This window comes from Streptomyces sp. NPDC057280 (genome assembly GCF_042668605.1).
In the GTDB taxonomy this organism is placed as follows: Bacteria; Actinomycetota; Actinomycetes; order Streptomycetales; family Streptomycetaceae; genus Streptomyces.
In genome coordinates, this window is sequence record NZ_JBHUYR010000001.1 from 1 (window position 1) to 22,691 (window position 22,691).

The following is a 22,691-nucleotide window of genomic DNA, read 5'->3' on the forward strand; positions in this document are numbered from 1 at the left end:
ACGACCCACGGCCTCGGCTGGTGCTTCCCCACGACTGCACCAACGAACCACCACACCGACAGTCACATGATCAACCGACTTCTGTTAGGACCTCTTAGCGAACCGCGAGTTTCTCGTAGCTCGTAGCCACGGCGACGGCATCATCGCGAAGGCGCTCATGCTCGGCTCGATCAACTCCGGGCTCAGCGCCGCCCCGACCTCGCGACCTCCAAGTGATGGCAGCAGCGGACGAGAAAACGGCAACCGCATCGACCGGCCCCCTACAAAAGCCTCCGCGGGGAGCTGCCACGAACGTCCTCCCCGCCGCATCACCCCCGCTGGAGGGCGTGAGCGACCACTACTTCGAGGACAACCAGGAATCGCCCGTCACCGCCGACGGCACCGGGGACGGCGTCGCCGACACCACTGACGCCGAGCCCGAGCCGAGGCGGCCTGCGCCGCCCCCAGCTCATCCGAGGGCAGAGGGCGGCAGCTCACTGGTCGCCCTTTTGCAGGTGGCGGTGTCAGAAGCCCACGGCGCCCCAGGAGTGGGCCGTGTAGTCACCCGGCCCGAATTCCCAGCCGGCCATGACGCTGTTGAGGTAGTGATCGCTGGTGTAGAAGCCCCTGTTCTGGCCGTAGGTGAAGAACGGGGTGAGGCTGCCGGACCACCAGCCGGACTTGCTCCTGTCCAGGAAGCTGAGGGTGTGGCCGCCGTTGCTCCAGGTGTACTCGTAGATGTCCCAACTGCGGCCACCAAGGCTGACGTTGGTCGCGGCCGGGACCGCGTTGCCGTTCGCGTCGTAGCGGTCGGCCAGCGGCTTGGTGTTGTACCAGTTGAGCCAGATCATGATCTCGGTCTTGGAGTTGCGGTCGGTGGGCGCGGGGTAGGGGTCGATGAAGATGTCGTACGCGGCGTCGTAGTACGAGCCGGACTTCGGGTATGCCGACTGGCTGAACCACGAGGTGTTGTTGGGGCTGACGTCGCGCATCTTCTTGGGGAGCGTGGTGACCGGGGACGACCATCCCCAGTCCTTGCCGTTGACCATGGCGACGAAGCCGGTACCGGTCGAGGAGTTCACACCCCAGTTGTTGTCGTCGCTGTACCACGTCGAGGCGTTGCCGCCGGTCGCGTAGTACTTGAACCAGTACGTCTGTGACGCTGCCACTGCCGAGTTCGGCAGAGTGAAGACGAGAGCCAGCGCCGCGAGCAGCGCTGCCCCGCCGATACGGAATCTCATCAGTCCTCCGGAATGTGTGCTGAGTGGGGGATCACACAGGAGAGGAGGCGGTCGTCCTGCCGGGGCGGCAGGACGACCGTGCCGGTCCCCTCTTCGGGACGGCGGGTGCGGAGCGCGGTGACCGGAAGTCAGACCTCGCTCGGGTCGCCGTAGATGACTCCGCGTCCGTTGGTCCCGAAGTAGATGCGGCCGTGGATCCGGGGATCTCCGGTCAGGGTGTTGCCGGTCCAGGCGTACTGGTGGCGGTCGTCGTTGATACGGATCCAGGTCCGGCCCGCGTCGTCGGACCGGAAGATGCCACGCACGCCGTGGATCTTGGAGCTGGTGTAGACGGCGGGATACGCGGCGCCCGGCGCGGCCTTGCCGAATCCGACGACGTCGCCCTGGTCCACCGCCTCGAACCTGGTGAAGGACGCTCCGGAGTCGGTCGACCGCCACAGCCCGTACGGCGTGGGAGTGGCGGGCTTGGTGGTGCCGCCGGCCAGCCAGATGTCGCCCTCGTGGCCCGGAACCGGCTTGAACCGGACATTCCCCGCGACGGGAAGACCGGTCGCCGCCGTGGCCGTGAAGCTCTTGCCCCCGTCCGTGCTGAGGTAGAAGACGCCGGAGTCGTAGGCGTAGAACTTCGCCGGGTTCACCCGGTCGGAGCGCACCGCGGCCCCGGCCGGCAGCCCCTTCGACGCCGTCCAGGTGGCTCCGTGGTCGTCGGACCAGCTGACCGGCGCGCCGGCCGGTGACCAGACGATGCGTCTGCCGTCGGCGCTGACGGCGACGGCCTGGTCCTCGACCCCGGGGCCGGTGACGCCGGACGGCTCACTGCCCGACGGCTTCCAGGTGCCGCCGCTGTCGGTGGAGACCGCCAAGTGCTGCGTCCAGCCGCTGGTGGGGTGACCGACCCGCACGATGGTGTGGGGCGCCAGCTCCGCGTAGTCCAGGGCCGGGGTACCACCGAAGGTCGGACTGTCATACATCTTCGGCGCCTTACGGAGATCCGTGTGCCGGAAGCCGCCGACATCGCCGACGCCGGAGAAGAGGTGCGCCGCGCCCACGGGCGGGCTGATCACACAGAGGACAGAGGTTTCCTCCAGCCCCTGGGCCCGTACCGACAGGTGCACCGTGCCGCCGCTGTCCCAGTCGGTCAGGTTGTCCGCGCCGTAGATCGTCGCTCCGGTGCCGTACATGAAGTGGTCGGAGTCGAAGGGGTCGATCTGGACGGACTCCATCATCCAGCCCAACTTGGGGGTCATCTCCGGCAGTGACGGAGAGGCGTTCCAGGTCAGCCAGGGGGCGTCGGAGATGTCGATGTCGTAGCGCAGGGTGCGCTCGGCATTCGCGCCCAGGTCCCACGCACGGGTCCAGCTCGCGCCGCCGTCGGTGGAGCGGAAAAGGAGGCAGTCGGGGTACCACTTGACCTGCGTGGACACCATCAGCGTGTCCGGGTTGAGCCGGTCCACGGTCAGGCCGCTGTAGCCGTACTGGTTGTCGTCGCTGGTGGACGGGACCGGGCTGATGCGGGTCCAGGTGTCGGTTGCGGTGTCCAGCTTCCACACGTCGCCCTTGGAACCGTCGTAGGGGCCCGCGGTGTTACTGGTGGCCAGGTACAGAAAGCCGCCGACGTGGTCGAAGACCGCGTGGTGCGGGATGAAGCCGGTGGGCTGACCGGGGACGCGTTCCCAGGTCTGTCCCGCGTCGGTCGACCGGTACAGGTTGTTGTCCTTGTCGGCCACGGTGACGTAGAGAGTCCGGGTGGCTTTGCCGGCTCTGCCGGTGCGCTTGTCGAAGACGACTTGCAGTACGCCCAGGTTGTCGCCGTTGGGACCGTCGGTGTCGGTGGGGTCGGGGACGAAGTTGCCCGCGTTGGGGAAGCTGGTGACCTTCGAGAAGGTCCTGCCGTGGTCGGTGCTGCGCCACAACCCGTGGCCGCCACGCACGCCCAGGTAGAGGATCCTGTTGCGGTTGGGGTCGATCACCAGCCGCTCGCCGATGCCCCGGCCGGGCATGTTCCCGCCCAGCCGGAACGGCAGCGGGGTGGTCTTCCAGGTGCGTCCGCGGTCGGTCGAGCGCAGGATCGCCGCCATGCTCGGGTCCCATTCGGGCATGGGATAGGTGCCCGCTGCCAGGTAGACGCGGTCGGGGTCGACCTCGTCGGTGGCGATGCTGATGATGCCGGTGTGTCCGTAGGTGTCCCAGCCGACCCAGTCGGTGAGGGGGATCCACCGCCGGGACGCCTTGTCGAGGCGGTAGGCACCGCCGATGTCGGTACGGGCGTACACCAGTCCGGGTTCGGACTGGTTGAAGATGATGCCGGTGACGAAGCCGCCGCCGACGATCTCCGCGTTGCGGAAGGTGTAGGGCACGCGTCGGGCCTTGCCGACCGGAGAGGCGGAGGCGGCGGAGGGGGCGAGCACAGGGAGCGCGGCCGCGGCCGCGCCGGCGGCCAGCAGTCCTCGCCGGGAGAGGTCCTGGGCATCACTCATCACGGGTCCTTGCCTTTCGGGTGCGGGTCCGTACGGGGCCGCGCACAAGCAGCGGTCCGTCGGCTCCGATGTGGGCTGAGGTGGGTGGCCGGACGGTGTCAGCCCTGGCACGGCACCGCCGGGCACGGGCGGAGAGCGTCAGCCCGTCCGGGCCGATGTGCGCCCGTGGACGACGGCAATGACGGAGCCAAGCCGGGGAGACGGAAGCAAGTCCTTGTCGATGCGCTTCGACGTTTCGGTGACACTAAAGCTGTGTTTCCTGGGTGACAACGGACCGCACAGGTCACTTTTCGGTAACAGGCGCGAACGCGAGTCGCTGCGCGTCTGGCCCCAAAACAGCTACACCTCAGGCGAGCAGGCCTTGCAGCCAACGTCTCCCGGAGCAACGGCGACACCGCAAAGACGAGCCACGGAGCCCGAGCGGTCTGTGATTGACATACAACCCAGCGTCATGCCAACGTCGAAGCGCTTCGACTACGCGCTCCGGGAAGCCGCGATACTGCGCCGGACGGCGGGGCCGCCGACGTACCGGAGGAGGCCGGGCGGACATGCGACAGATCGCACGCCACGACGTCGTCTTCGTCGCCGCCACCGGCGGAGAGCACGAACTGACCTGGTCGCAGAAGGCTCATGAACGCGAAGGGTGCCGCCCCCATCTCCACGGTCCCCTCAACAGGAACCAACGGATGGCGCGGGTGCTCGACAGCACGCCCGACATGGCCGCGGTGCTTCATGCCTTCGCCGCGGTCATGGCTCACTTCGAGGCGCTGCGCACGCTCTACCCCCGTGACGCGGACGGGCGCCCTCGCGCGGTCGTCGTGGCGTCCGGCGTGCTCCAGGTCGATGAGTACGCCTCCGACCCCCCGCCGACGAGCGACGAGCTGAGCGCTCTCACTCTCCAACTGGCCGAGCCCGGATTCGGCCCGGACGACCTGCCGTTACGGGCCGCCGTCGTCACCGTGGACGGCAGACCTCTGCACATCGCGCTGTCGTTGCACCACTTCTCGGCGGACACGACGGCCGCCCGGATCGTGGCCGATCGCCTGGCCCGACTGGCCACCGATCCGGGCGCCGGCCTCGGTACGGGGTGGCAGCCGCGGCAGATCGCGCGTTTCGAAGGCAGTCCGTCGGGGCTGCGGCACGCCCATCGTGTCGACGCCCACGACCGGGCCATGCTCCGTCAGTCCCCCATGCCCGAACTACAGGTACCCGGGAGCCGCAGGCGCGCGCTCTACAACTTCGCATGCCTCGACTCGGAGGCCGTCGCGCTCGCGGCAGCCGGCCTGGCCAAGCAGTACCGGACATCCGTGGCCGCCGTCCTGCATGCCGCATACGCCTGCGTGCTCGCCGAGCACCTCGGCATCGGGAAGTGCGTTGTCAACACCGTGATGGCCAACCGACAGACCACCCTCGCCCGGCAGGCAGTGGCCCATGTCGCCGGCAGGGTCCTGGTCCCGGTCGACACGTCCCTGGGCAGGGAACGGTTCCCGGCACTGTGTCGTGCCGTCGACGCCGCACTCGTCAAATCCTCCTCCGTCAGCCTGCGCGAGCCCGAGCGCTACGCCCGATCCCTGGACGAGGTCTCCGACGAACTGGGCCGCTCCGCGGACAACCCGTACATGGTCAACATCCGCCCCATCGCGCCCCGCACGCTCATCCGGGCCCGCGTGGACAGGGCACCACAGGACTTCGAGCGAGCCATGGCGTCCAGCCGGTACGGACGATTCCCCAAAACCGTCGACACATACTCCGGGAAACTCTGCTTCATCGTGTGGGACATGTCCGAAACGGCCGGAATCAGTCTCGGGACGGATGCGACATCGTTCGACGCGACGGACCTCGAACAGATACTGCGGTCCTTCGAGAGCCAGCTGGTCGGAACGGCGATCGGCGGTGACGCCGCACGCAGCGGCTCCTTCACCGGCGCGTGAGCGCATTCCGGCACATCCGTCCGCACCTCGCGTGTCCGGCCCCTGCGCCCAAACCCAGCCGTCCCGGCCCAGGACGACCACCCGGCACCGAAGCCGGCGCACCGCCACTGGCTACGACACCGGCAAGACGATCGTCCCGCTGACCTGGCAGACCTCGCCGGGCCAGCGGGGCGACAGCCCGATGTTCGTCGTTGTGCTGGAGGGCTTACGGATCCGGCGGTGCGGGCCGGGCCGGCCTACGCCTGGCCGCCGCGGACTCGATCCGGACGACAGCGCCCTAGCTCAGCCGTCACTCCTCGCCCGGCATCTTCCCCGGCTTCGGGCCCGCGCCAGCGTCCCCCATGCCGCGGTCGCCGGTGGGCTCCTCGCCCGGCATCAGACCGCCCGTGGGGCCCTCGCCCGGCATCAGACCGCGATCGGTCCGCTCGCCGGGCATCGTCCCCAGCGGCTGCTCGCCGTTCGGCACGGGCTCGGAGGTCGGCCCGACCGGGGCGAGGGCGGCCTGCTGGATCCGGTCGGCCAGTTCGGTCGGCGGGTTCTCGGGCACGGCGGCCAGCGCCACCTTGCGCACCCCGGGGTCGTCGTCCGCGACCAGGTCCGTGAGGACCGCGGCGGCTGAGTCCGCGGGCAGACTGGCCGCTGCACTGGCCGCCGCGACCCGCAGCGCCGGGTCCTCGCTCCGGGCGGCCACGGTCACGACGTCCTGGCCGCTGTCGCCCTCCAGCTGTCCGGCCGCGTAGGCGGCTTTCGCCGCCAGCAGCGGATCGTCGCCCGAGACCAGTGTCCGCAGGTGCGGCAGGCTCTCGGCGCCCAGTCGGGCGGCGGCCGCGTAGTCCGGCTCCTCGGGGTCGAGGACCTTGCGCACATCACGCATCGATACGCTCACCGAAGCCTCCTAGATGTCCTGGGTCCGGGGACTGTCGAGCATGGTCTTGACCTCGTCGGAGACCAGGTCGGGCGGTGGGTTCGTGATGTTGGCCGTCCCGTTGCCCGTCATCAGGCGGTCGTTGTCGTTCACGTGCCGCAGGCCCAGGACATGTCCGATCTCATGGCCCAGTGTCCACTGTGTCGCACCCTGCGCCACGACGGCACCCGGACGGTTCGTGGGGTGGGCCGCGCAGCCGTTGAAGGGCGGGACCGTCGACCGTACGAAATAGGCGACGACGTCGTCGGGGCCCGCGTTGTTGCGATGGGCGAAGAGCTCGTTCTGCTCGGCCGTGGTCTGTCCGCTCACGCACTGTCCGACGTCGATGTCGTTGAGGGCGGGCAGGTTCAGGTTCTCGGTCGACGCCAGCTCGACGGCGATACCCGCGGTGGCGTACACCTCCCGCATCCGTGCGACGGCGTCGATGACGGACACGTTCGGCGCGGTGAGGATCTTGGCGTGCAGCCGCACGGTCGGGACCGGCGTCCACCACTTGTGCCACATCGCGCTGTCGGTGCCGGCGACGAACGTGTCGATCCGGTTCGGCCCCCAGGAGACGGCCGCGGGCGCGCTGGTGAGCAGACCGCCGAGGCTCTCCCAGCCCGACCAGCCGCTCTGGAACCACTTGTGCCACATCGCCGAATCGGTGCCCGCGACGAAGACGTCGAGCCGTCCGCTCGCCCAACTGGACACCGTCGGGGCGGAGGTGAGGACACCGCCGAGGCTCTCCCAGTTCGACCATCCGTTCTGGAACCACTTGTGCCACAGGGCCGCGTCGGTGCCCGCGCCGAACACGTCGATACGGCCGTTGCCCCAGGAGACCGCCGCGGGCGCGCTGGTGAGGACGCCGCCCAGGCTCTCCCAACCGGACCAGCCGTTCTGGAACCACTTGTGCCACAGCGCGGAATCCGTGCCCCGGACGAAGACATCGAGCCGTCCGGAGGCCCAACTCGCCACCGCGGGCCCGGAGGTGAGGACGCCGCCCAGGCTCTCCCAACCGGACCAGCCGTTCTGGAACCACTTGTGCCACAGCGCGGAATCCGTACCGCGCACGAAGACGTCGATACGGCCGTTGCCCCAGGAGACCGCCGCGGGCTCCGAGGTGAGGATGCCTCCGAGGCTCTCCCAGTTCGACCAGCCGTTCTGGTACCACTTGTGCCACAGCGCGGAATCCGTACCGCGCACAAACGTGTCAAGCCGTCCCGAGGTCCAGGACGACACACCGGGGCCGCTCGTCAGCGTGCCCCCGAGACTCTCCCAGCCCAGCCACGTCATTGCATTCCCCCTTCGTCCGCGGAACGCTTCGCGGAAGGCCCATGACGCTACTCGTCGGGCTTACGGCGGCTAAGCATGAAATCGGGCCATAAACCTGGCGATCAGTCATGTTCTGCGGGAATCCGGGATATACGAGGAGCGCCCACAGTGGGGGGATGGGGCGTGCCGTCAGTCCCTTGCCCGGGGCACAGGGCGACGGGACCGGATTGGATGTTGGCCGATTTCAGGCGCACTCCGGACGGCGCCGGCGAGTGGAACGCTCCTGCCGAGGGGGCGTCAGCCCGCGGCCCTGTCCGTACGCTTCGCGCGGGCTGCCGCCGCCGCGGCCACGAGGCCGCATGGGTGCCCAGCCGGGCCGGCGTGAGCGCCAGGCGCTGCACGAAGGAAAGGGGGCACCCGAGGCACGACGCTGCGCAGACATCCCCAACCTCCTCGCTGGTGGCCTGCGCTGCTTCGACGACCCGGGCCCACCCTTGCCCACGAACAGCAACGACTTGCTGGACATTGGCTGTCACTCTACTGCTCACGCTCTGCTCACCCTGGCGATGCCCAGCTGGGCGGACGCGGCCCTTCAGTCCTTCCTCTCGGGTTCCGGCGAGGCGGAACATTCTGACTGGCCCGGAGCATGGCTTGATGAAGGGCTCGGGGCTCGGGCGGGTCGGGCAGAGGGCCGCGGGCGGGGTCTCGAGGACTGGAGCATCAGGGCGACGACGCGTTTCCAGGCGCCGGGAGCGGCGTCGCCGGTGGCGTTGACGACCCCGGCAGTGGCCATGTGCGCCAGCACCTGGTCCTCGGGACCGAAGTCCTCACGCAGAGTCCCCAGGAGGTCATCGACAAGATCCTCGCCAAACGCGACGCGCTCGGCATCGGCCGTTTCATGGGCTAGGTCGATTTCGCCGCTATGACCGCCGGGATGGTCCATGACTCGATCGGGCTTCTCGCCACCGGGATCGCCCTCGTCATCCGCAGGGAACTCGCCCTGCCGGCCGGGCCGGCCGCAGTCTGACGAACATCTGAACCGGCCCGAGCGCTGGCGATCTGCTCCGGAGCGCCCCGCGAGGACAGCCGTCAAGGGGCCGTGTGAACGCGCAGAGCGAAGGCCGTCAGCCACCTTCGGTCCCCTGTTTCCGGTCTCGGTTGAACTGACCGATCAGAGGAACGATCCTGGACATATGGTGCAGGACTCTGTTGCGGCCATCGTCGATCTACGGGGCGTAGTGAGAGCCTGGAGTGACGGCGCACGCGACCTGCTGGGATACACGGTCGACGAGGTCGTGAACCATCCTGCCCGCCAACTGCTGGCCGAGGACATCACCGCCGACACGGTTGCGAACCTGTCCGGCATCGTGATGCTTCGCCACAGGGACGGCTCGACCGTTCCGCTCGTGCTCACCGCGTGTGCCGTACTCGGTGACAGCAGGGAGCAGTTGGAGTACGTGATCACCGCTGTACGTCCAGGCCGGGCGGAACCGACTGTGGCGGGTCAAGCCTTCCAGCAGGCGTCCTTGCCGATGTCAGTGTTCGACACCACGCAGCACTACATGCGGCTCAACGACGCGGCCTGCCGGATCATGGGCGTGCCGGAGGAGGCGCTGTTGGGTCAGCACTTTCCGGAAAGCGTCGAGGATCGCCCGGCGCATCGCGGCTGGCTTGATCATCTGCGTCGCGTCGTGGCAACAGGCCGTCCTGTCCGCTACGAGAGCTTCACCGGGGCCCCCGCCCTGAACCGAGAGCACGCCTGGACCACCGACATGTGGCCGTTGCGGAATGCCGCCGGTGAGATCCACGCCGTGGGCATCGCGTCGTTCGACAGCACCGAGCAGTACTGGGCCCGGCGACGTCTAGCACTGCTCAACGACGCCGCAGCCTCGATCGGCACGACCCTGGACGTAGTACGCACAGCGGAGGAACTGATCGAAGTGCTGGTGCCCCGCTACGCCGACTTCGCCAGCGTTGACCTGCTGGAGTGGGTCTTCGAAGCGGAAGGGCTGCCGGACATCCCGGTGCGGGACATCGTCCTGCGCCGGGTCGCGCACGGCTCCGGCACCAAGGGGACGCCTGAAGCCGCCGTACATGTGGGTGACAGCGACACCTATTCATCGCCTTCTCCGCCGGCGAAGGCTCTGAGGACCGGGCGGGCCGTGGTCAGCCAGGCCGGCGAGCCGGACTTCGTGCGCTGGGTCGCCGAACGCAATGCGCGCGGCCCCGCGGGGAGGGCATATCGCGTGGGCGCCCACTCGGTACTCGCGGCGCCACTGCGGGCTCGCGGCACCACACTCGGCGTCGTGGTCGGCGTGCGGATCGCCAACCCGGAAGACTTCGGCGAGGACGACGTCGTCCTCGCCGAAGAGGTCGCCAGCCGGGCTGCCGTGTGCATCGACAACGCTCGCCGGTTCGCCCGCGAGCGCGCCACGGCCCTGGCCCTCCAGCACAGTCTCCTCCCGCGAGGGCTGCCCGGACAGGCAGCGGTCGACGTAGCCCACCGCTATGTGCCCTCGGATTCGCTGGCAGGTATCGGCGGCGACTGGTTCGACGTGATCCCACTATCCGGCGGTCGTGTGGCCCTGGTCGTCGGTGACGTTGTCGGGCACGGCATCCCCTCGACGGCGACGATGGGCCGGCTGTGCACGGCCGTGCGCACCCTCGCCGACGTGGACCTGCCACCGGACGAGCTCCTCACCCACCTCGACGATCTCGTCACGCACCTGGCCTCCGACGAGAGCGGCGAGGTCGCGGAACTCGGCGCGACCTGCCTGTACGCCGTCTATGATCCGGTCTCACGGCGGCTGAACCTCGCAGCGGCCGGCCATCCGGCGCCCGCAGTACTGCTTCCCGGCGGCAGCGCGTCCCTGGTGGAGATGACCGCAGGTCCTCCTCTCGGCATCGGCGGTCTCCCTTTCGAGGCGACCGAGCTGCTGCTACCCGAGGGCTCCGTGCTCGCCCTCTACACCGACGGTCTGATCGAGGACCGCAACCGAGACGTCGACCACGCCACCGCCGAGCTGTGCCGGGCTCTGTCCGCACCGGCCGACACCCTTGACACGCTGTGCGACACGGTACTCGATGCGGTGCTGCCGGAGGAGGCCAGCGACGACGTGGCCCTGCTGATGGTCCGCACCCGGGCGTTGGACACGCACCAGGTGGCGACCTGGGACATCACGCCGGACCCTGAACACGTGGCCGCGGCCCGGCAGGCCGCCACCGAGCAGCTGAGCGCATGGGGACTGGACGAGGCTGCCTTTGTCACCGAACTCGTCGTCAGCGAATTGGTCACCAATGCCATCCGCTACGGGGCACCGCCCGTCCGGCTCCGGCTGATCCGCGACCGCACCCTCATCTGCGAGGTCTCCGACGCTAGCTCCACCTCACCGCACCTGCGCCGGGCCCACGCCTTCGACGAGGGCGGCCGCGGACTGCTGCTGGTCGCCCAACTCACCCATCGCTGGGGAAGCCGGCAGACCGGACGGGGCAAGACCATCTGGGCCGAGCAAGCACTCCCCTCGGACTGACGACCACTTCCGCAGCCCCCTGACTGCGCCCCTCCTGAAGGAGGCGTTCTCACGGCTCGCGCCGTGAGGGTTTCGGTCAGTCGCCGACGACACGGGGCACAAGGCCGGCAGCCATTCATTCCCCCTCTCGACAGCACGCCGAGCGGTAGGGGGCACGAGGCGTCGGGCGCCGACCTCCTCCACGCTCGAGGTTCCGCAGGCCCCGGCCGTCAGCCGGCGGCAATCGGCACCCCGGCGCGCGCCAGCACGGTCAGAACCAGTACTGCGGCAGGCAGCGCCCGACCGGGCCGGCCCCCGCCCCGCAGTGAAGCACTGCGCCAGCCACCATGTGCAGCACCGGCCCAGCCGTGGCGGCCAGCCCGAGCGGGGCCGAAGCCGGGCCGAGCAGCAGCCCGGCAGCTCCCGCCACTTCCGGGGTCCCGATGACGCCGTAGAGCCGTACCGACATGTCCAGATGGGCCGCCGCCCGGCGGATGACCGGCGCCACGGCGGGCATCGCCAGCCGCAGCGGGAGGAAGTCCAGGGAGAGGGCGACGGCGAGCACGGTTGTCATGAGGCGGACCAGCCCTTGCGGCACTCCTCGCCCAGTCGGGCGTAGTGGTCGATGAGTTCGGGGCTGTCCACGGCGGCATCCATTAGCGGCCTTCGGCTTCTTCCACGCCGATGACCAGCACCTCCGCGATCTCGGGGAAACGTTCGACGACGTCAGGGATGTCGGCGCTGCCGAGCCGTACTCCGTTGCGGTTGAGCGTCGAGTCCGAGCAGCCGTCGAAAATCATCGAGTCGTACCCCGTGACCCAATTACCGTGTCGCCATATTCCGAGGTACGCCGAGAAGTAGGCGCCGGGTGCCCTCCGGATCAGTGCCATCGTTCACGCCGCGGCGATCGGCGCCCTGTTTTCGCGCACCGATGCAGCGGGGCCGACCGTACCTTTGGCACGGGCAGTTCCTGGGTCACGAGGGGCCGTCAGAACTGCTGCGGCCCCGTACCTCTCCCCCACGCAGCAGCTCGTCACGCCGCATGTCACACCGATCAGCGTGCGCGCTTCTCTCCCCCACCGCAGCGAACCGCGAAGCCTTCTGGACCGCTGTCGCCCCCATCACCCCCGCCGCCGAGCCCAGACTGCAAGAGCTCCGCTGATCGATGGCTGCATGCGCTCACTATCTGTCCCCTTCACCGCTCTCCGCGCAGCGCGCCGCAGGCAACAAGGGAGGGCAGTTCGACCTGCTCGGAAGTGGCGTCGGCGACGACAAAGTCATACATCTTCACTCACACTCCATCAGCTCGGCCGAGGGCTGGGTTCAGCGGGCGAGCGGGCGTGTCTCTCCGGGCGTGGAGCCGAAACGGCTCCGGAACACCCGGGTGAAGTGGGCTTGGCTGGCGAAGCCCCAACAATGGGCGACTTCGGCGATCGTCAGATGGCGAGAGCTGGGCTCGGCGAGCACCTGCCGGGCCTTGCCGAGCCGCTGTTCGAGAATGTACCGGGACGGGCTCACCCCGGTCGGCTGGAAGATACGGCTGAGGTGCCGCACAGACACTCCGATCGCCTCCGCGACCCGGCCCGAACTCAGCCCCGGATCGGCAAGGTGCCGGACTATGTAGTCCTTGGCCACCGCCAATTGGGAGAGGATGGCGGGCGACGCGGAACCGCCCAGCCTCGGTGCGGCCAGTGTACGGACGAGGTCCAGCACGGTCGCCTCGGTGCTGACCGAGTCCTCGCCTCGCTGCCCCGCAACCCAGTCGGCCAGGACCGCCTCCAGCGCAGAAGCCTGGGCGCCTTCGGTGGCCGACCCCCTGCCGAGCAGTATCGGTGCGGCCACCTCGCCCGGAGCGCACTGCGCGGCAAAAACCTCACGCGGGATGTCCACCAGCAACTGACGCATGGGAGAGGGAAACCCGAACAGATAGGGCCGCCGGGTGTCGTAGAGAATCAGGTCGCCCGTCTGCAGGGTGACGCAGCCACCCTCGTGGAAGAACACCCCGCTGCCTGCCATCAACAACGTGACGAATATCGAGTCCTTCGGCAGGGCTTGACAAGTCCGTGGGGTCCGTTCGATGACATGCTCGTTGCCGGCGATTTCAGCCAGCCGCAGGTCGCCCAGCTCGATATTCGTCTCCGTGGCCAGCAGACCCTCCCGCGCATATGACGAGCAGGTCAAACCCACCAGGGCCTGACGATTGTGTTCCTCCCAGAAGTCGATGCGGTCCGCCGGATCGACCGACTGCGTGGACACGCGGGAGACGATAGGCAGGTTCACCTGAATCTCCTTTCCAGCCCTCGCCTCCCTGACGACTGTGGTGCAGAACTGACCTGCCCTGACGACAGAGCCGCTGGACTGGGCCTCGTGCTCTGACGTGAGGGGCCGTCGGAGTGCCTGGTGCTGTCTCACGGCGAGCGTACCGCCGGTGTACTGGCACGTCACGATCGCGCCCGCCCGCAATGGTGAGGCGCCCGCGGTCGGTGAGAACCGCCGGGAGGGTCCCGCACGAGCAGGCCGGGGCGGGAGCCCATGGCGGCCGAGTCTGACGCCCACGCGTTCACGCGGGTACCGTCCGTCGTGTGCTCGGCCGCCCAGGGCCGGTTCACCTCAGCACCTCCTCCGGCGGTCTGGGGTCGGAAGCGTCGCGGACCCGGCTGATGCCGTGCAGGGAACCAAATGGTCGCGGCGGTCACGGCGTACGGAGGGGTCGACAAGGATCTTGACCTGGTTCCCCGTACCCTGCATCAGTGCCTCGAAGCCGTGGGCGATCAGAGCATCGAGGGCGATGGTCGAGGTGACGACCGGTGTCAGGTCCAGCCCACGCTCCGCGACGAGCCGGATGAGTTCCGGATAGGTGTCCCGGTAGCCGACGCTCGCGACGATCGACTGCTCGTTGTTGACCAACGCGAAGGTGTCCAGACACACCTGCGGGGCGAGACCGACGAGGACGACCCGGCCACCACGCCGGGTCGCGGCCAGACAGGTGCGCAGGGCGTTCTCCGATCCCACCACCTCGAACGCCACGTCGACGCCCTCGCCGCCGGTCAGCTCCCGGATGCGCTCCCCGGGGCCTCCCGCCAGGCTCGCGTCGACCAAATCGGTGGCGCCGAGGCCGGCCGCGAGTTCCAGGCGAGCAGGCGCGACGTCGAGAGCGACGATGCGCCGCACATTGCGCTCAGCGGCGAGCCGGACGGTAAGCAGGCCGACCGGGCCCAGGCCGACCACCGCCACGGTCTCGGGTGCGGTGCCGGCGCGCTGCAGCGCGTGCAGGGCGACCGAGGCCGGTTCGAACAGCGCGGCCTGCTCCAGCGACACGCTCTCGGGGAGACGGTGCGCCATGTAGGTGGGGATGGCGGCGTACTCGGCCATGCCTCCGTTCCCCATCAGCCCGGCGAAACCGAAATGCCGGCAGATGTTGTACTCACCTGCCTGGCACCGTGGGCACTCCCCGCACCGGTAGTTCGGTTCGACCGCCACCCGGTCGCCGACCATCAAGTCGGTCACCGACGCTCCGAGCGCCACCACCGTCCCGCAGAACTCGTGACCGAGCACGAGCGGGGCGGTGGCACCTGAGCCCGGATGTGGCTCCGCCACGGGGATGGCGTGCGGGCCATCGGCGTACTCGTGCAGATCGCTGCCGCAGATGCCGCAATAAGCGACCTCGATGAGCACCTCGCCGCGCGCGGGTGCGGGGACGTCCACCTCGGCGATTCGGACATCCCTGGCCGCATACCAGACGGCGGCCTGCATGCGCTGCGTGTCGGCCCTCATTCGGCCGCTCCCGCCACCACCGCGCCCGAGCCGTCCGCAGTCCCGGTCCGCTCGGCCCGCCGGCGCAGCACCTGCGGCGCGGTCTCCCGCAGACCGAGGGAGAGCAGGACGACGACGACAGCGCCGCCGGCGGAGATGAACATGGCCGTCTGCAGGCCCCAGACGTCCGACGCGCGCCCGGCGATGACCGGGGCGAGGAAACCACCGGCCAGCTCGCCGACTCCCATGACCAGGCCGAGTGCGGTGGCCAACGCACCACGGGGCACCGTCTCGGCGGGGATGGTGGCCATGAACAGGGTGAAGCAGCCGAGCCCGGTGTAGGTGAGGACCACGACCAGGCCCAGTACCACCGGATCGTTGACGTAGACCAGCGCGAGCGGGCACAGGGCCGCCGTCGCGGAGAAGGCGATCATGGTTGGCTTGCGGCCGATACGGTCGGAGACAGCCGGGGTGAGGAACCCCCACAGCACCCACCCCACCCCCAGACACGTCATGACGCCGCTCATCGTGCTCGGGGAGAAGTCCTTGACGGTCAGCAGGTACGACGGGGTGAAGGTCACGATGACGATGAACCAGGTGAGGTAGCAGCATGCGGCCGCCATGCACAGGACGATGTTGCGGTGTCCCAGAACCTCCCGCACCGACAGCTTGGGGCCGGCTGTCGTCTCCGGGATGACTTCGGCGGCGGCGATCTGGGCCGGGTCGCCGGGCGGCACTTCCCTGACCGACTTCGCGATCCAGACCGCGAGGAGCAGACCTGGCACGATCGTCAGGAGCAGGGCAGTGCGCCAGCCGTGGAACTCGGCGATCCACACAACCGCCAGGGGGGCGAGGACCCCGCCCATCAGACCGGCCGACGAGCCTTGGAGCAGCCCCATGTTGAGCCCGCGGCGGCTCTCCCGGGACGCCTCCACCATCAGCGACTGGGCCAGCGGCAGCACGGCGCCTTCTGCCACACCCATCAGGGCGCGGGCGACGAGCAGACCGAGGAAGCCGGTCATCAGCCCGCCCGCCGCGGAGAAGCAGGAGAAGAGGACCACCGCGGCGATCAGAATCGGTTTGCGTTTGCCGAGCTTGTCCGACAGACGGCCGGCGACGAGCCCGGACAGCGCCCACGTCAGGGCCAGCACCCCGGACAGGGTGCCGAGTTCGGTGTTGGAGAGGTGGAAGTCCTCGGCGATGTAGGGGGCGAGGAAGGGCAGTGCCTGGCGGTCGAAGAAGACGAACCCGAAGGCCAGGAAGAGGATCAGCAGCAGCCGGTACTCATAGCGGTGTGCTGCGCCGTCGATGGCCGCGGACGCTTCTGCGTCGGGGCGCACACGGGTACGGATACGTGACATCGGAACCTCGTTCAGAGCGGCGGGGCCGGGTCACCGGAAGAGCGAGTTGACGTAGTCGGCACCGATGCCGACTTTCTCGTAGTGGTTCCTGCACAGCTCGATGTAGTCGTGGACATCGAAGTAACCGGTGGTTCCGCCGTCCTCGTCCAGCCAGATCAACGGACCCTTGACGATGAAGAACGCCTTCATCGGCTCATCGCTCTCGTAGGCCACCAGCGTGTGTCCCTCACCCGGCGCCTCGTAGACGAAGTCACCGGCCCGCGCGGTCCACGGCCGCTCCAGATAACCCCACTTACCGGAGATCGTGTACGCGAACACCTCGTGCGGGTGGTAGTGCCGGTTGACGAGTCCGGCCTGCCTGGCGCAGAGGATGTCTGCCCACGAGTTGTCCTTGACGTTGATCCACAGCGGGCGCGAGCCGACGGTCTCGCTGAGCGGCGCGTAGTACCGGTCGTCGTCCGTGGCCACCTGGGGCAGATAGACCTCCGGCTGCGCGTCGGGCTTCACCGCGTCGGCGATCGGCTTGAGGCCCTTCCAGAATTCCGACCTGGCTTCCTCGGGCATATTTCGGCTCCTTTTCGTCGAGGTGGCCGACAGTGAACCCCCAGAGCCGTGGCCAGGTCTTTCCCGTGGCAGACATGGTGGATTGCCTGTTTGGGACATGCGCCCCCGCCACGGCCTCGAGTACGGGGCGGCGGGCCGGCTCTTCCGCCCACCCACCGGCGTGTCATACCTGAGGCGTACCGGTGACCGGCGACGAATGGCACCGCCGTACCACTCGGGCGCCCAAGTGTCCCCCGTGGTCCCAGGGCCCAGGGCGGCCGCACTTCTAACGTCGACCGCACAGGCCGCGGCGCTCACCCGGCCGGTCCCGGACGAAAGGCCCACACCCATGATCGAAGCGCGTGAGCTGACCAAACGGTATGGCGACAAGACCGTCGTCGACGCGTTGAGCTTCGCCGTCAAGCCCGGTGAGGTCACCGGCTTCCTCGGCCCCAACGGTGCCGGCAAGTCCACCACGATGCGCATGGTCGTCGGCCTCGACACCCCCACCGGGGGCACGGTCACCGTCAACGGCAAGTCGTACGCGAAGCACGCGGCACCGCTGCACGCGATCGGCACCCTGCTGGAGGCCAAGTCCGTGCACCCGGGCCGCAGCGCGTTCAACCATCTGATGGCGCTCGCGTACACGCACGGCATCGCGCGCCGCCGGGTCGAGGAGGTCATCGAACTGGCCGGCCTGACCAGCGTGGCCGACAAGCGGGTCGGGGCCTTCTCGCTCGGCATGGGCCAGCGGCTCGGCATCGCGGCGGCCCTGCTCGGCGATCCGGGGATCGTCATGCTCGACGAACCGGTCAACGGTCTGGACCCCGAGGGCGTGCTCTGGGTGCGCAACCTGCTGCGCGACCTGGCCGACGAGGGTCGCGCGGTGATGCTGTCCTCGCACCTGATGAGCGAGACCGCGCTGATCGCCGACCACCTGGTGATCATCGGGCGGGGGCGGCTCCTCGCGGACACCACCGTCGACGACTTCACCCGAGAGGCGAGCGGCGGCGGCGTGAAGGTCGCCACCGCCGAGGCCGCCAGGCTGCGTTCGCTGCTGGCGGGCCCGGATGTGACGATCTCCTCCTCGTCCGCCGAGGAACTCCTGGTCTCCGGGCGGGACGCCCGGGAGATCGGGCGGATCGCGGCCGAGCACGGGGTGGCGTTGTACGAACTCACCCCACAGGCCGTCTCGTTGGAGGCAGCGTTCATGGACCTGACCAGGGACGTCGTCGAGTACCAGAGCCACCCGGCCGAGACCGCGCGAAAGGCAGCCTGATGACCGTCACCGAGCTCTCCCCCACCCGGTCCGACTCCCGGGCCTACAAGGTCACCGGTCTGCGGGTGCTGCGCGCGGAGTGGGCCAAGTTCTGGTCGCTGCGCTCCAGTTGGGTCACCCTCGGCGTCGCCGTGGTCCTGTTGGTCGCCCTCGGCGCGATCGCCTCCGCCACCTACACTCCCGACGCGACCGCGCAGGGCGGGCCGCCCGGACCGGGCTCCGGCGAGCAGGACGCGGTCAGCCTCGCCCTGCTCGGGGTGACCTTCGCGTCGCTGGCCGTCGGCGTGCTCGGTGTCCTGCTGTCGGCCGGCGAGTACACCACCGGCATGATCCGCTCCACCCTCACCGCCGTCCCTCGCCGACTGCCGGTTTTGTGGTCCAAGTCCGCCGTGATCGGCCCCATCACCTTGGTCCTGACCACGCTCGCGGCCCTGACCGCGTTCCAGTTGGGCACCCTGGGCCTGGACGGCGAGAAGATCGCCCTGTCCCTGGGCGACGACGGTGTACTGCGCAGCCTGGCCGGTGCCGGCCTCTACCTCGCCTTGGTGGCTGTCGCGGGTGTCGCCCTGGGCATGTTGCTGCGCTCCAGTGCCGGCGCGATCGCGGTCCTGGTCGGCGTCCTGCTCATCCTCCCGGGCCTGGCGTCCCTGCTGCCCGACTCCGTTCACGACCACATCAACCCCTACTTCCCCAGCAACGCCGGCTCGGCGATGTACGCCCTGCACCAGTCCTCCGACGCTCTCTCCCCCGCCGCGGGACTCGCCGTCTTCGCCGGGTGGGTGGCCCTCACCCATGCCGGAGCAGCCTGGCGGCTCCTCAAGAGCGACGCCTGAGCGGCGGTGCGAGACAGTGGGGATCATGAGACAGGCCCCCGCGACCCCCGCCCGGGTAACGGCCGCCGCGCCGTCCCCCGGGCTCGCCGATGTCTGGGCGCACCCGCTTCTGCGCTGCCTACTGCAGGGCCAGAGCGCTCGACAACGGCTGGACCAGCGGCATCCGTGGGTGCTGGACACCGCGGTCGTCCTCGCCGTCGCCCTGCTCAGCCTTCCCGACCTGCTCTCCTCCAGCCGCCACGGCCCTTTCGGGGACCCGACCGAGCACGGCCACTGGCCCGTCCCGGTACGGGTCGCCTTCACCGCCGCGCTCGTCGTACCCCTGTGGTGGCGCCGCAGGACCCCCGCCGTCACCTACGGGATGATCTCCGCGGTGTTGCTGGCCCAGTGGTCGCTGGGCGTGTGGCAACAGAGCGGCATGGCCGCGCTCGTCGCCCTCTACAGCCTGGCCCTGCACGGCTCACTGCGCGTGCTCGCCTGGGCCGCCGCGCTCACCGCGGCCGAACTGGTCCTGGCGGTTGGACTGCTGGCACCCGTCGAGCACCCGTTTTTCGGCCTCTTCTTCCTGATGGGCACGTTGACGGCGGCCATCGCCATCGGCCTGACGCTGCGGATCCGCCGCCTCTACCTGGCCGCTCTGGAGGACCGGGCCGCGCGCCTGGAGATCGAACAGGACCAGCGTGTCAGACTCACCACGGCCGCCGAACGCACCCGCATCGCCCGCGAGATGCACGACATCATCGGCCACAATTTGTCCGTCATGGTCAGCGTGGCCGACGGCGCCGCCACCCTCGCCACCAACCGCGGCGAGACAACCGCTGACGCCCTGCGGATCCTCGCCGACACCGGTCGCCAGGCGATGAGCGAACTCCGTCGGGTCCTCGACGTGCTGCGCGAGGACCAGGACGACGAACGGCTGCTCGGCCCACAGCCGCGCATCCGCGACCTGGACCCGTTGCTGACGCGGGTGCGCGCCGCGGGGCTGCCCGTGACCTACCGTACGACGGGCGATCTCGACACCCTTGGCAGCGGTGTTCAGCTCACCGTGTACCGCATCGTCCAGGAAGCCCTCACCAACTCCCTCAGACACGCCGGCCCGGAGGCCACGGCCGACGTCACTGTCACCAGGGACACCGCCACCGTGCACGTCAAGGTCACCGACAGCGGCACAGCCGCCGGGGCGCGGTCCGGCGACGCCGGACACGGTCTCGTCGGTATCCGCGAGCGGGCCGCCATGTACGGCGGCACCGTCACCGCCGGCCCTCCCGCCACCGGCCACGGCTGGGTCGTCGACGTCGTCCTCCACGTACCTGCAGGAGATCATCAGCCATGACCACCGTCCTCATCGCCGACGACCAGCCCCTGCAACGCATGGGCGTGCGCATGCTGCTGGAGGGCACTGCCGGCCTGACCCCCGTCGGCGAGGCCGCACACGGCGCCGAGGCCGTCCGCATGGCTGCCGAACTCCGCCCCGACGTCGTCCTCATGGACATCCGCATGCCCGGCATGGACGGCATCGAGGCGACCCGCCGGATCGTCGCCTCGGGGGGCCGCACCCGCGTCCTCATCGTGACCACCTTCGACCTCGACGAGTACGCCTACGAGGGCCTGCGCGCCGGAGCCGGCGGCTTCCTGCTCAAGGACGCGCGCCCAGAAGAACTCGTCGCCGGTATCCACGCCGTCGCCACCGGCGACGCCGTCGTCGCCCCTCGCCTCACCCGCCGCCTTCTGGACGCCTACACGCACCGAGTACTGGCTCCCGCAGATACCGCCCCCGCCGAGGACCCCCGTCTGAGGTCCCTTACCGACCGGGAACGTGAAGTCCTCGTCGCCATCGGCCAAGGCTGGACCAACGCCGAGATCGCCCAGCGCCTCGTCCTGACGGAATCCACCGTCAAGAAGCACGTCGGCCGCGTCCTGGCCAAGATCGGCGCACGTGACCGCATCCAGGCCGTCATCACGGCGTACGACACCGGGCTGGTCAGCGCGAAGTCTTAGCACAGCCGTCGGGGCGCCGTCGGCTGTTGCCGGCAGCGCCCCGACGACCATGGGGGAATCAAACGGTGTGTACGTCTCAGACGACCATCCACTGCTGGTTGGTGGAGCCGGCGACGCAGGTCGCCTGGTCCAGGGCGGCGCCGTTGGTGGTCGAGGAACCGGCGACCTGGAGGCACTTGCCGCTGCTGACGTTGGAGAAGGTGACGTAGCCGCCGATGACGGCCTGTCTGTTCCACAGCTGGCTCGGGGACGCGCCGCAGGTGGACTGGACGGCGACCGCGCCGTCCGCCGCGGAGCCACCGGAGATCTGCAGGCACTTGCCGCTGTTGACGTTGACCAGTTCGTACCAGGAGCCGACGGCGGTGGGCACCCACTGCTGATTGGTTCCGGAGTTGCAGTTGCCTGAGTTGACCGCCGCCCCGTCCGCCGTGCTGAGGTACCAGACGTCTGCGCACTTGGCGCTGTTGCGGTTCATCAGGTGGTTGTTCGGTGCGCCGAGTGGACTGGCGAGGACGGGCCAGCCGTTCGCGAAGGTCACCTGACGGATGTCGAGGCTTTCCTGCCCGGAGTTGTCTCCGTCGTAGTAGTGGTAGGCGAGGAACTTGGAGGTGCCGTCGTCGTAGGCATCGGCGCCGCCTGCGGCCACCTTGGGATAGGCGCCGGTGAGGACGGTGGTTCCGCCGCCGGAGGCCATGTCGGTGCCGTTCTGGTCGAGGTAGGGCCCGGTGATGCTGGTGGAGCGGCCAACCACCGTGTAGTAGGTGCTGTTGGCCCCACTGCAGCACAGGCCCTTGGAGCCGAAGAGGTAGTAGTAGCCGCCGTTGAGGATGATCGTCGGGTTCTCGATGCCGACGGCGATGTGCCAGAGGTTGTTGTCGGTGGTGGAGAGCTTGCCGGTGGACTGGTCCAGGACGTGCATGTAGGTGCCGCTGCCGGTCCAGGAGCCCCAGGAGATGTAGAGCCGGCCGTCGGGACCCCAGTCGACGTTGGGGTCGATCGGGTAGTTGACGTCCGTGACCAGGCCCTGGTCGGTCCACGGGCCCTCGATGTTCGTGGCCGTGGCGACGCCCATCACCGCGTAGTTCGAGCCCCAGAGCGAACCGGCGTAGTACAGGTGGTAGCTGCCGTTGAAGTACTTGATGTCCGGGGCCCAGATGTTCGGCGGGGTCGACCCCAGCTTGGCGGTGATCCAGGAGGGGGTTGACGACCACACGTTGCCGACCTTGGTCCAGCCAGTGGCCGCGGTGCCGGTACAGGTCTTGCGGATGGTGATGGAGCCGCTCGGGTTGAGCGGGTCGTTCTCGAAGCCGGTGGAGAAGCCGTAGTAGCAGCTGCCCACTTTGATGACGCTCGGGTCGTGCATACGGATGTCACCGCTGAGAGCCTGCGCGGGCGAGGCAGTGACCAGGCCCAGAACGGTCATCAGGGCGACCACTATCGTGGCGAGGACAGAGCGCGCGTGCCCTCTGCGCCTTCCTGGGCAGTGCTCTCCTGTGTGATGGTCGGTCACGCGATACTCCTTTGTGTCGTCGTAGTGATGGCACCGACGTGCGGCTTGAGTGGCCCTTGGAGACGGGGGGAGCCGGTCCGACGCTTCCCTGACGGCCG

17 protein-coding genes are annotated in these 22,691 nt (G+C 69.1%); 6 read left to right on the top strand and 11 right to left on the bottom strand.

Annotated features, from left to right (window positions below; translation table 11 throughout):
- Positions 1 to 503: 503 nt before the first annotated feature.
- Together ACFUO4_RS00005 and ACFUO4_RS00010 are read right to left on the bottom strand one after the other, a co-directional pair.
- On the bottom strand, positions 504 to 1,220 hold the full coding sequence (locus ACFUO4_RS00005; RefSeq protein WP_383477929.1) for a cellulase B precursor: 717 nt from the start codon (positions 1,218 to 1,220) through the stop codon (positions 504 to 506).
- 128 nt (positions 1,221 to 1,348) lie between these two features.
- Positions 1,349 to 3,697 carry a xyloglucanase gene (locus tag ACFUO4_RS00010; RefSeq protein WP_383477931.1) on the bottom strand — a complete coding sequence of 783 codons (2,349 nt, stop codon included), beginning with the start codon at positions 3,695 to 3,697 and terminating at the stop codon, positions 1,349 to 1,351.
- Between the two features lie 548 nt (positions 3,698 to 4,245).
- Between ACFUO4_RS00010 and ACFUO4_RS00015 the strand changes: the two genes are divergently transcribed.
- The gene (locus ACFUO4_RS00015) at positions 4,246 to 5,628 is read left to right on the top strand and encodes a condensation domain-containing protein (protein WP_383477933.1); all 1,383 of its coding nucleotides are present in this window, start codon (positions 4,246 to 4,248) and stop codon (positions 5,626 to 5,628) included.
- 289 nt (positions 5,629 to 5,917) lie between these two features.
- On the opposite strand, the gene ACFUO4_RS00020 is transcribed toward ACFUO4_RS00015, so the two are convergent.
- Both ACFUO4_RS00020 and ACFUO4_RS00025 read right to left on the bottom strand, forming a co-directional pair.
- Positions 5,918 to 6,514: a HEAT repeat domain-containing protein gene (locus ACFUO4_RS00020; protein WP_383477935.1), complete on the bottom strand. Its 597-nt coding sequence runs from the start codon at positions 6,512 to 6,514 to the stop codon at positions 5,918 to 5,920.
- 9 nt (positions 6,515 to 6,523) lie between these two features.
- Positions 6,524 to 7,828 (bottom strand): hypothetical protein, encoded by a 1,305-nt coding sequence (locus tag ACFUO4_RS00025; RefSeq protein WP_383477936.1) that lies wholly within the window; start codon positions 7,826 to 7,828, stop codon positions 6,524 to 6,526.
- 1,172 nt (positions 7,829 to 9,000) lie between these two features.
- Between ACFUO4_RS00025 and ACFUO4_RS00030 the strand changes: the two genes are divergently transcribed.
- Entirely contained in the window at positions 9,001 to 11,337 is a 2,337-nt protein-coding gene (locus tag ACFUO4_RS00030; protein WP_079305831.1) for a SpoIIE family protein phosphatase, read from the top strand.
- 250 nt (positions 11,338 to 11,587) lie between these two features.
- Here the strand turns inward: ACFUO4_RS00030 and ACFUO4_RS00035 are convergent, their stop codons facing one another.
- The 6 genes from ACFUO4_RS00035 to ACFUO4_RS00060 all read right to left on the bottom strand — a co-directional run bounded on the left by ACFUO4_RS00035 (position 11,588) and on the right by ACFUO4_RS00060 (position 16,994).
- The gene (locus ACFUO4_RS00035) at positions 11,588 to 11,890 is read right to left on the bottom strand and encodes a DoxX family protein (RefSeq protein WP_383477939.1); all 303 of its coding nucleotides are present in this window, start codon (positions 11,888 to 11,890) and stop codon (positions 11,588 to 11,590) included.
- Positions 11,891 to 11,972: 82 nt separating this feature from the next.
- Positions 11,973 to 12,116 (bottom strand): hypothetical protein, encoded by a 144-nt coding sequence (locus tag ACFUO4_RS00040; RefSeq protein WP_383477941.1) that lies wholly within the window; start codon positions 12,114 to 12,116, stop codon positions 11,973 to 11,975.
- A 523-nt stretch (positions 12,117 to 12,639) separates the two neighbouring features.
- Positions 12,640 to 13,596 (bottom strand): helix-turn-helix domain-containing protein, encoded by a 957-nt coding sequence (locus ACFUO4_RS00045; RefSeq protein ID WP_383477943.1) that lies wholly within the window; start codon positions 13,594 to 13,596, stop codon positions 12,640 to 12,642.
- 330 nt (positions 13,597 to 13,926) lie between these two features.
- Positions 13,927 to 15,090 carry a 2,3-butanediol dehydrogenase gene (locus tag ACFUO4_RS00050; protein WP_383477945.1) on the bottom strand — a complete coding sequence of 388 codons (1,164 nt, stop codon included), beginning with the start codon at positions 15,088 to 15,090 and terminating at the stop codon, positions 13,927 to 13,929.
- Complete coding sequence (locus ACFUO4_RS00055; protein WP_383477947.1) at positions 15,087 to 16,430, bottom strand: MFS transporter; 1,344 nt, start codon at positions 16,428 to 16,430, stop codon at positions 15,087 to 15,089. Before ACFUO4_RS00055 ends, ACFUO4_RS00050 begins: the two co-directional genes overlap by 4 nt.
- A 30-nt stretch (positions 16,431 to 16,460) precedes the next feature.
- On the bottom strand, positions 16,461 to 16,994 hold the full coding sequence (locus ACFUO4_RS00060; protein ID WP_079305830.1) for a 2,4'-dihydroxyacetophenone dioxygenase family protein: 534 nt from the start codon (positions 16,992 to 16,994) through the stop codon (positions 16,461 to 16,463).
- Positions 16,995 to 17,322: 328 nt separating this feature from the next.
- Here ACFUO4_RS00060 and ACFUO4_RS00065 point away from each other — a divergent pair, with 328 nt between their 5' ends.
- From ACFUO4_RS00065 to ACFUO4_RS00080, 4 genes are read left to right on the top strand one after another with little or no spacing between them, the layout of a single operon-like run.
- Positions 17,323 to 18,252, top strand: a complete 930-nt coding sequence (locus ACFUO4_RS00065; protein WP_383477949.1) for an ABC transporter ATP-binding protein — start codon at positions 17,323 to 17,325, stop codon at positions 18,250 to 18,252.
- Positions 18,252 to 19,085 (top strand): hypothetical protein, encoded by an 834-nt coding sequence (locus ACFUO4_RS00070; protein WP_079305828.1) that lies wholly within the window; start codon positions 18,252 to 18,254, stop codon positions 19,083 to 19,085. The genes ACFUO4_RS00065 and ACFUO4_RS00070 overlap by 1 nt, the downstream gene beginning before the upstream one ends.
- 25 nt (positions 19,086 to 19,110) lie before the next feature.
- Positions 19,111 to 20,418, top strand: coding sequence for a sensor histidine kinase (locus ACFUO4_RS00075; protein ID WP_383477952.1), 1,308 nt, complete (start codon positions 19,111 to 19,113; stop codon positions 20,416 to 20,418).
- Positions 20,415 to 21,083, top strand: coding sequence for a response regulator transcription factor (locus ACFUO4_RS00080; RefSeq protein WP_079305827.1), 669 nt, complete (start codon positions 20,415 to 20,417; stop codon positions 21,081 to 21,083). Before ACFUO4_RS00075 ends, ACFUO4_RS00080 begins: the two co-directional genes overlap by 4 nt.
- 76 nt (positions 21,084 to 21,159) lie before the next feature.
- Here the strand turns inward: ACFUO4_RS00080 and ACFUO4_RS00085 are convergent, their stop codons facing one another.
- Positions 21,160 to 22,506, bottom strand: a complete 1,347-nt coding sequence (locus ACFUO4_RS00085; protein WP_383477953.1) for a family 43 glycosylhydrolase — start codon at positions 22,504 to 22,506, stop codon at positions 21,160 to 21,162.
- Between the last annotated feature and the right edge of the window lie 185 nt (positions 22,507 to 22,691).

Bases quoted from the DNA above. Each gene is read 5' to 3' on its own strand.
- ACFUO4_RS00005 (WP_383477929.1), bottom strand. From the start codon at position 1,220: ATGAGATTCCGTATCGGCGGGGCAGCGCTGCTCGCGGCGCTGGCTCTC.
- ACFUO4_RS00010 (WP_383477931.1), bottom strand. From the start codon at position 3,697: ATGAGTGATGCCCAGGACCTCTCCCGGCGAGGACTGCTGGCCGCCGGC.
- ACFUO4_RS00015 (WP_383477933.1), top strand. From the start codon at position 4,246: ATGCGACAGATCGCACGCCACGACGTCGTCTTCGTCGCCGCCACCGGC.
- ACFUO4_RS00025 (WP_383477936.1), bottom strand. From the start codon at position 7,828: ATGACGTGGCTGGGCTGGGAGAGTCTCGGGGGCACGCTGACGAGCGGC.
- ACFUO4_RS00030 (WP_079305831.1), top strand. From the start codon at position 9,001: ATGGTGCAGGACTCTGTTGCGGCCATCGTCGATCTACGGGGCGTAGTG.
- ACFUO4_RS00035 (WP_383477939.1), bottom strand. From the start codon at position 11,890: ATGACAACCGTGCTCGCCGTCGCCCTCTCCCTGGACTTCCTCCCGCTG.
- ACFUO4_RS00040 (WP_383477941.1), bottom strand. From the start codon at position 12,116: ATGATTTTCGACGGCTGCTCGGACTCGACGCTCAACCGCAACGGAGTA.
- ACFUO4_RS00050 (WP_383477945.1), bottom strand. From the start codon at position 15,090: ATGAGGGCCGACACGCAGCGCATGCAGGCCGCCGTCTGGTATGCGGCC.
- ACFUO4_RS00055 (WP_383477947.1), bottom strand. From the start codon at position 16,430: ATGTCACGTATCCGTACCCGTGTGCGCCCCGACGCAGAAGCGTCCGCG.
- ACFUO4_RS00060 (WP_079305830.1), bottom strand. From the start codon at position 16,994: ATGCCCGAGGAAGCCAGGTCGGAATTCTGGAAGGGCCTCAAGCCGATC.
- ACFUO4_RS00065 (WP_383477949.1), top strand. From the start codon at position 17,323: ATGATCGAAGCGCGTGAGCTGACCAAACGGTATGGCGACAAGACCGTC.
- ACFUO4_RS00070 (WP_079305828.1), top strand. From the start codon at position 18,252: ATGACCGTCACCGAGCTCTCCCCCACCCGGTCCGACTCCCGGGCCTAC.
- ACFUO4_RS00075 (WP_383477952.1), top strand. From the start codon at position 19,111: ATGAGACAGGCCCCCGCGACCCCCGCCCGGGTAACGGCCGCCGCGCCG.
- ACFUO4_RS00080 (WP_079305827.1), top strand. From the start codon at position 20,415: ATGACCACCGTCCTCATCGCCGACGACCAGCCCCTGCAACGCATGGGC.
- ACFUO4_RS00085 (WP_383477953.1), bottom strand. From the start codon at position 22,506: ATGACCGTTCTGGGCCTGGTCACTGCCTCGCCCGCGCAGGCTCTCAGC.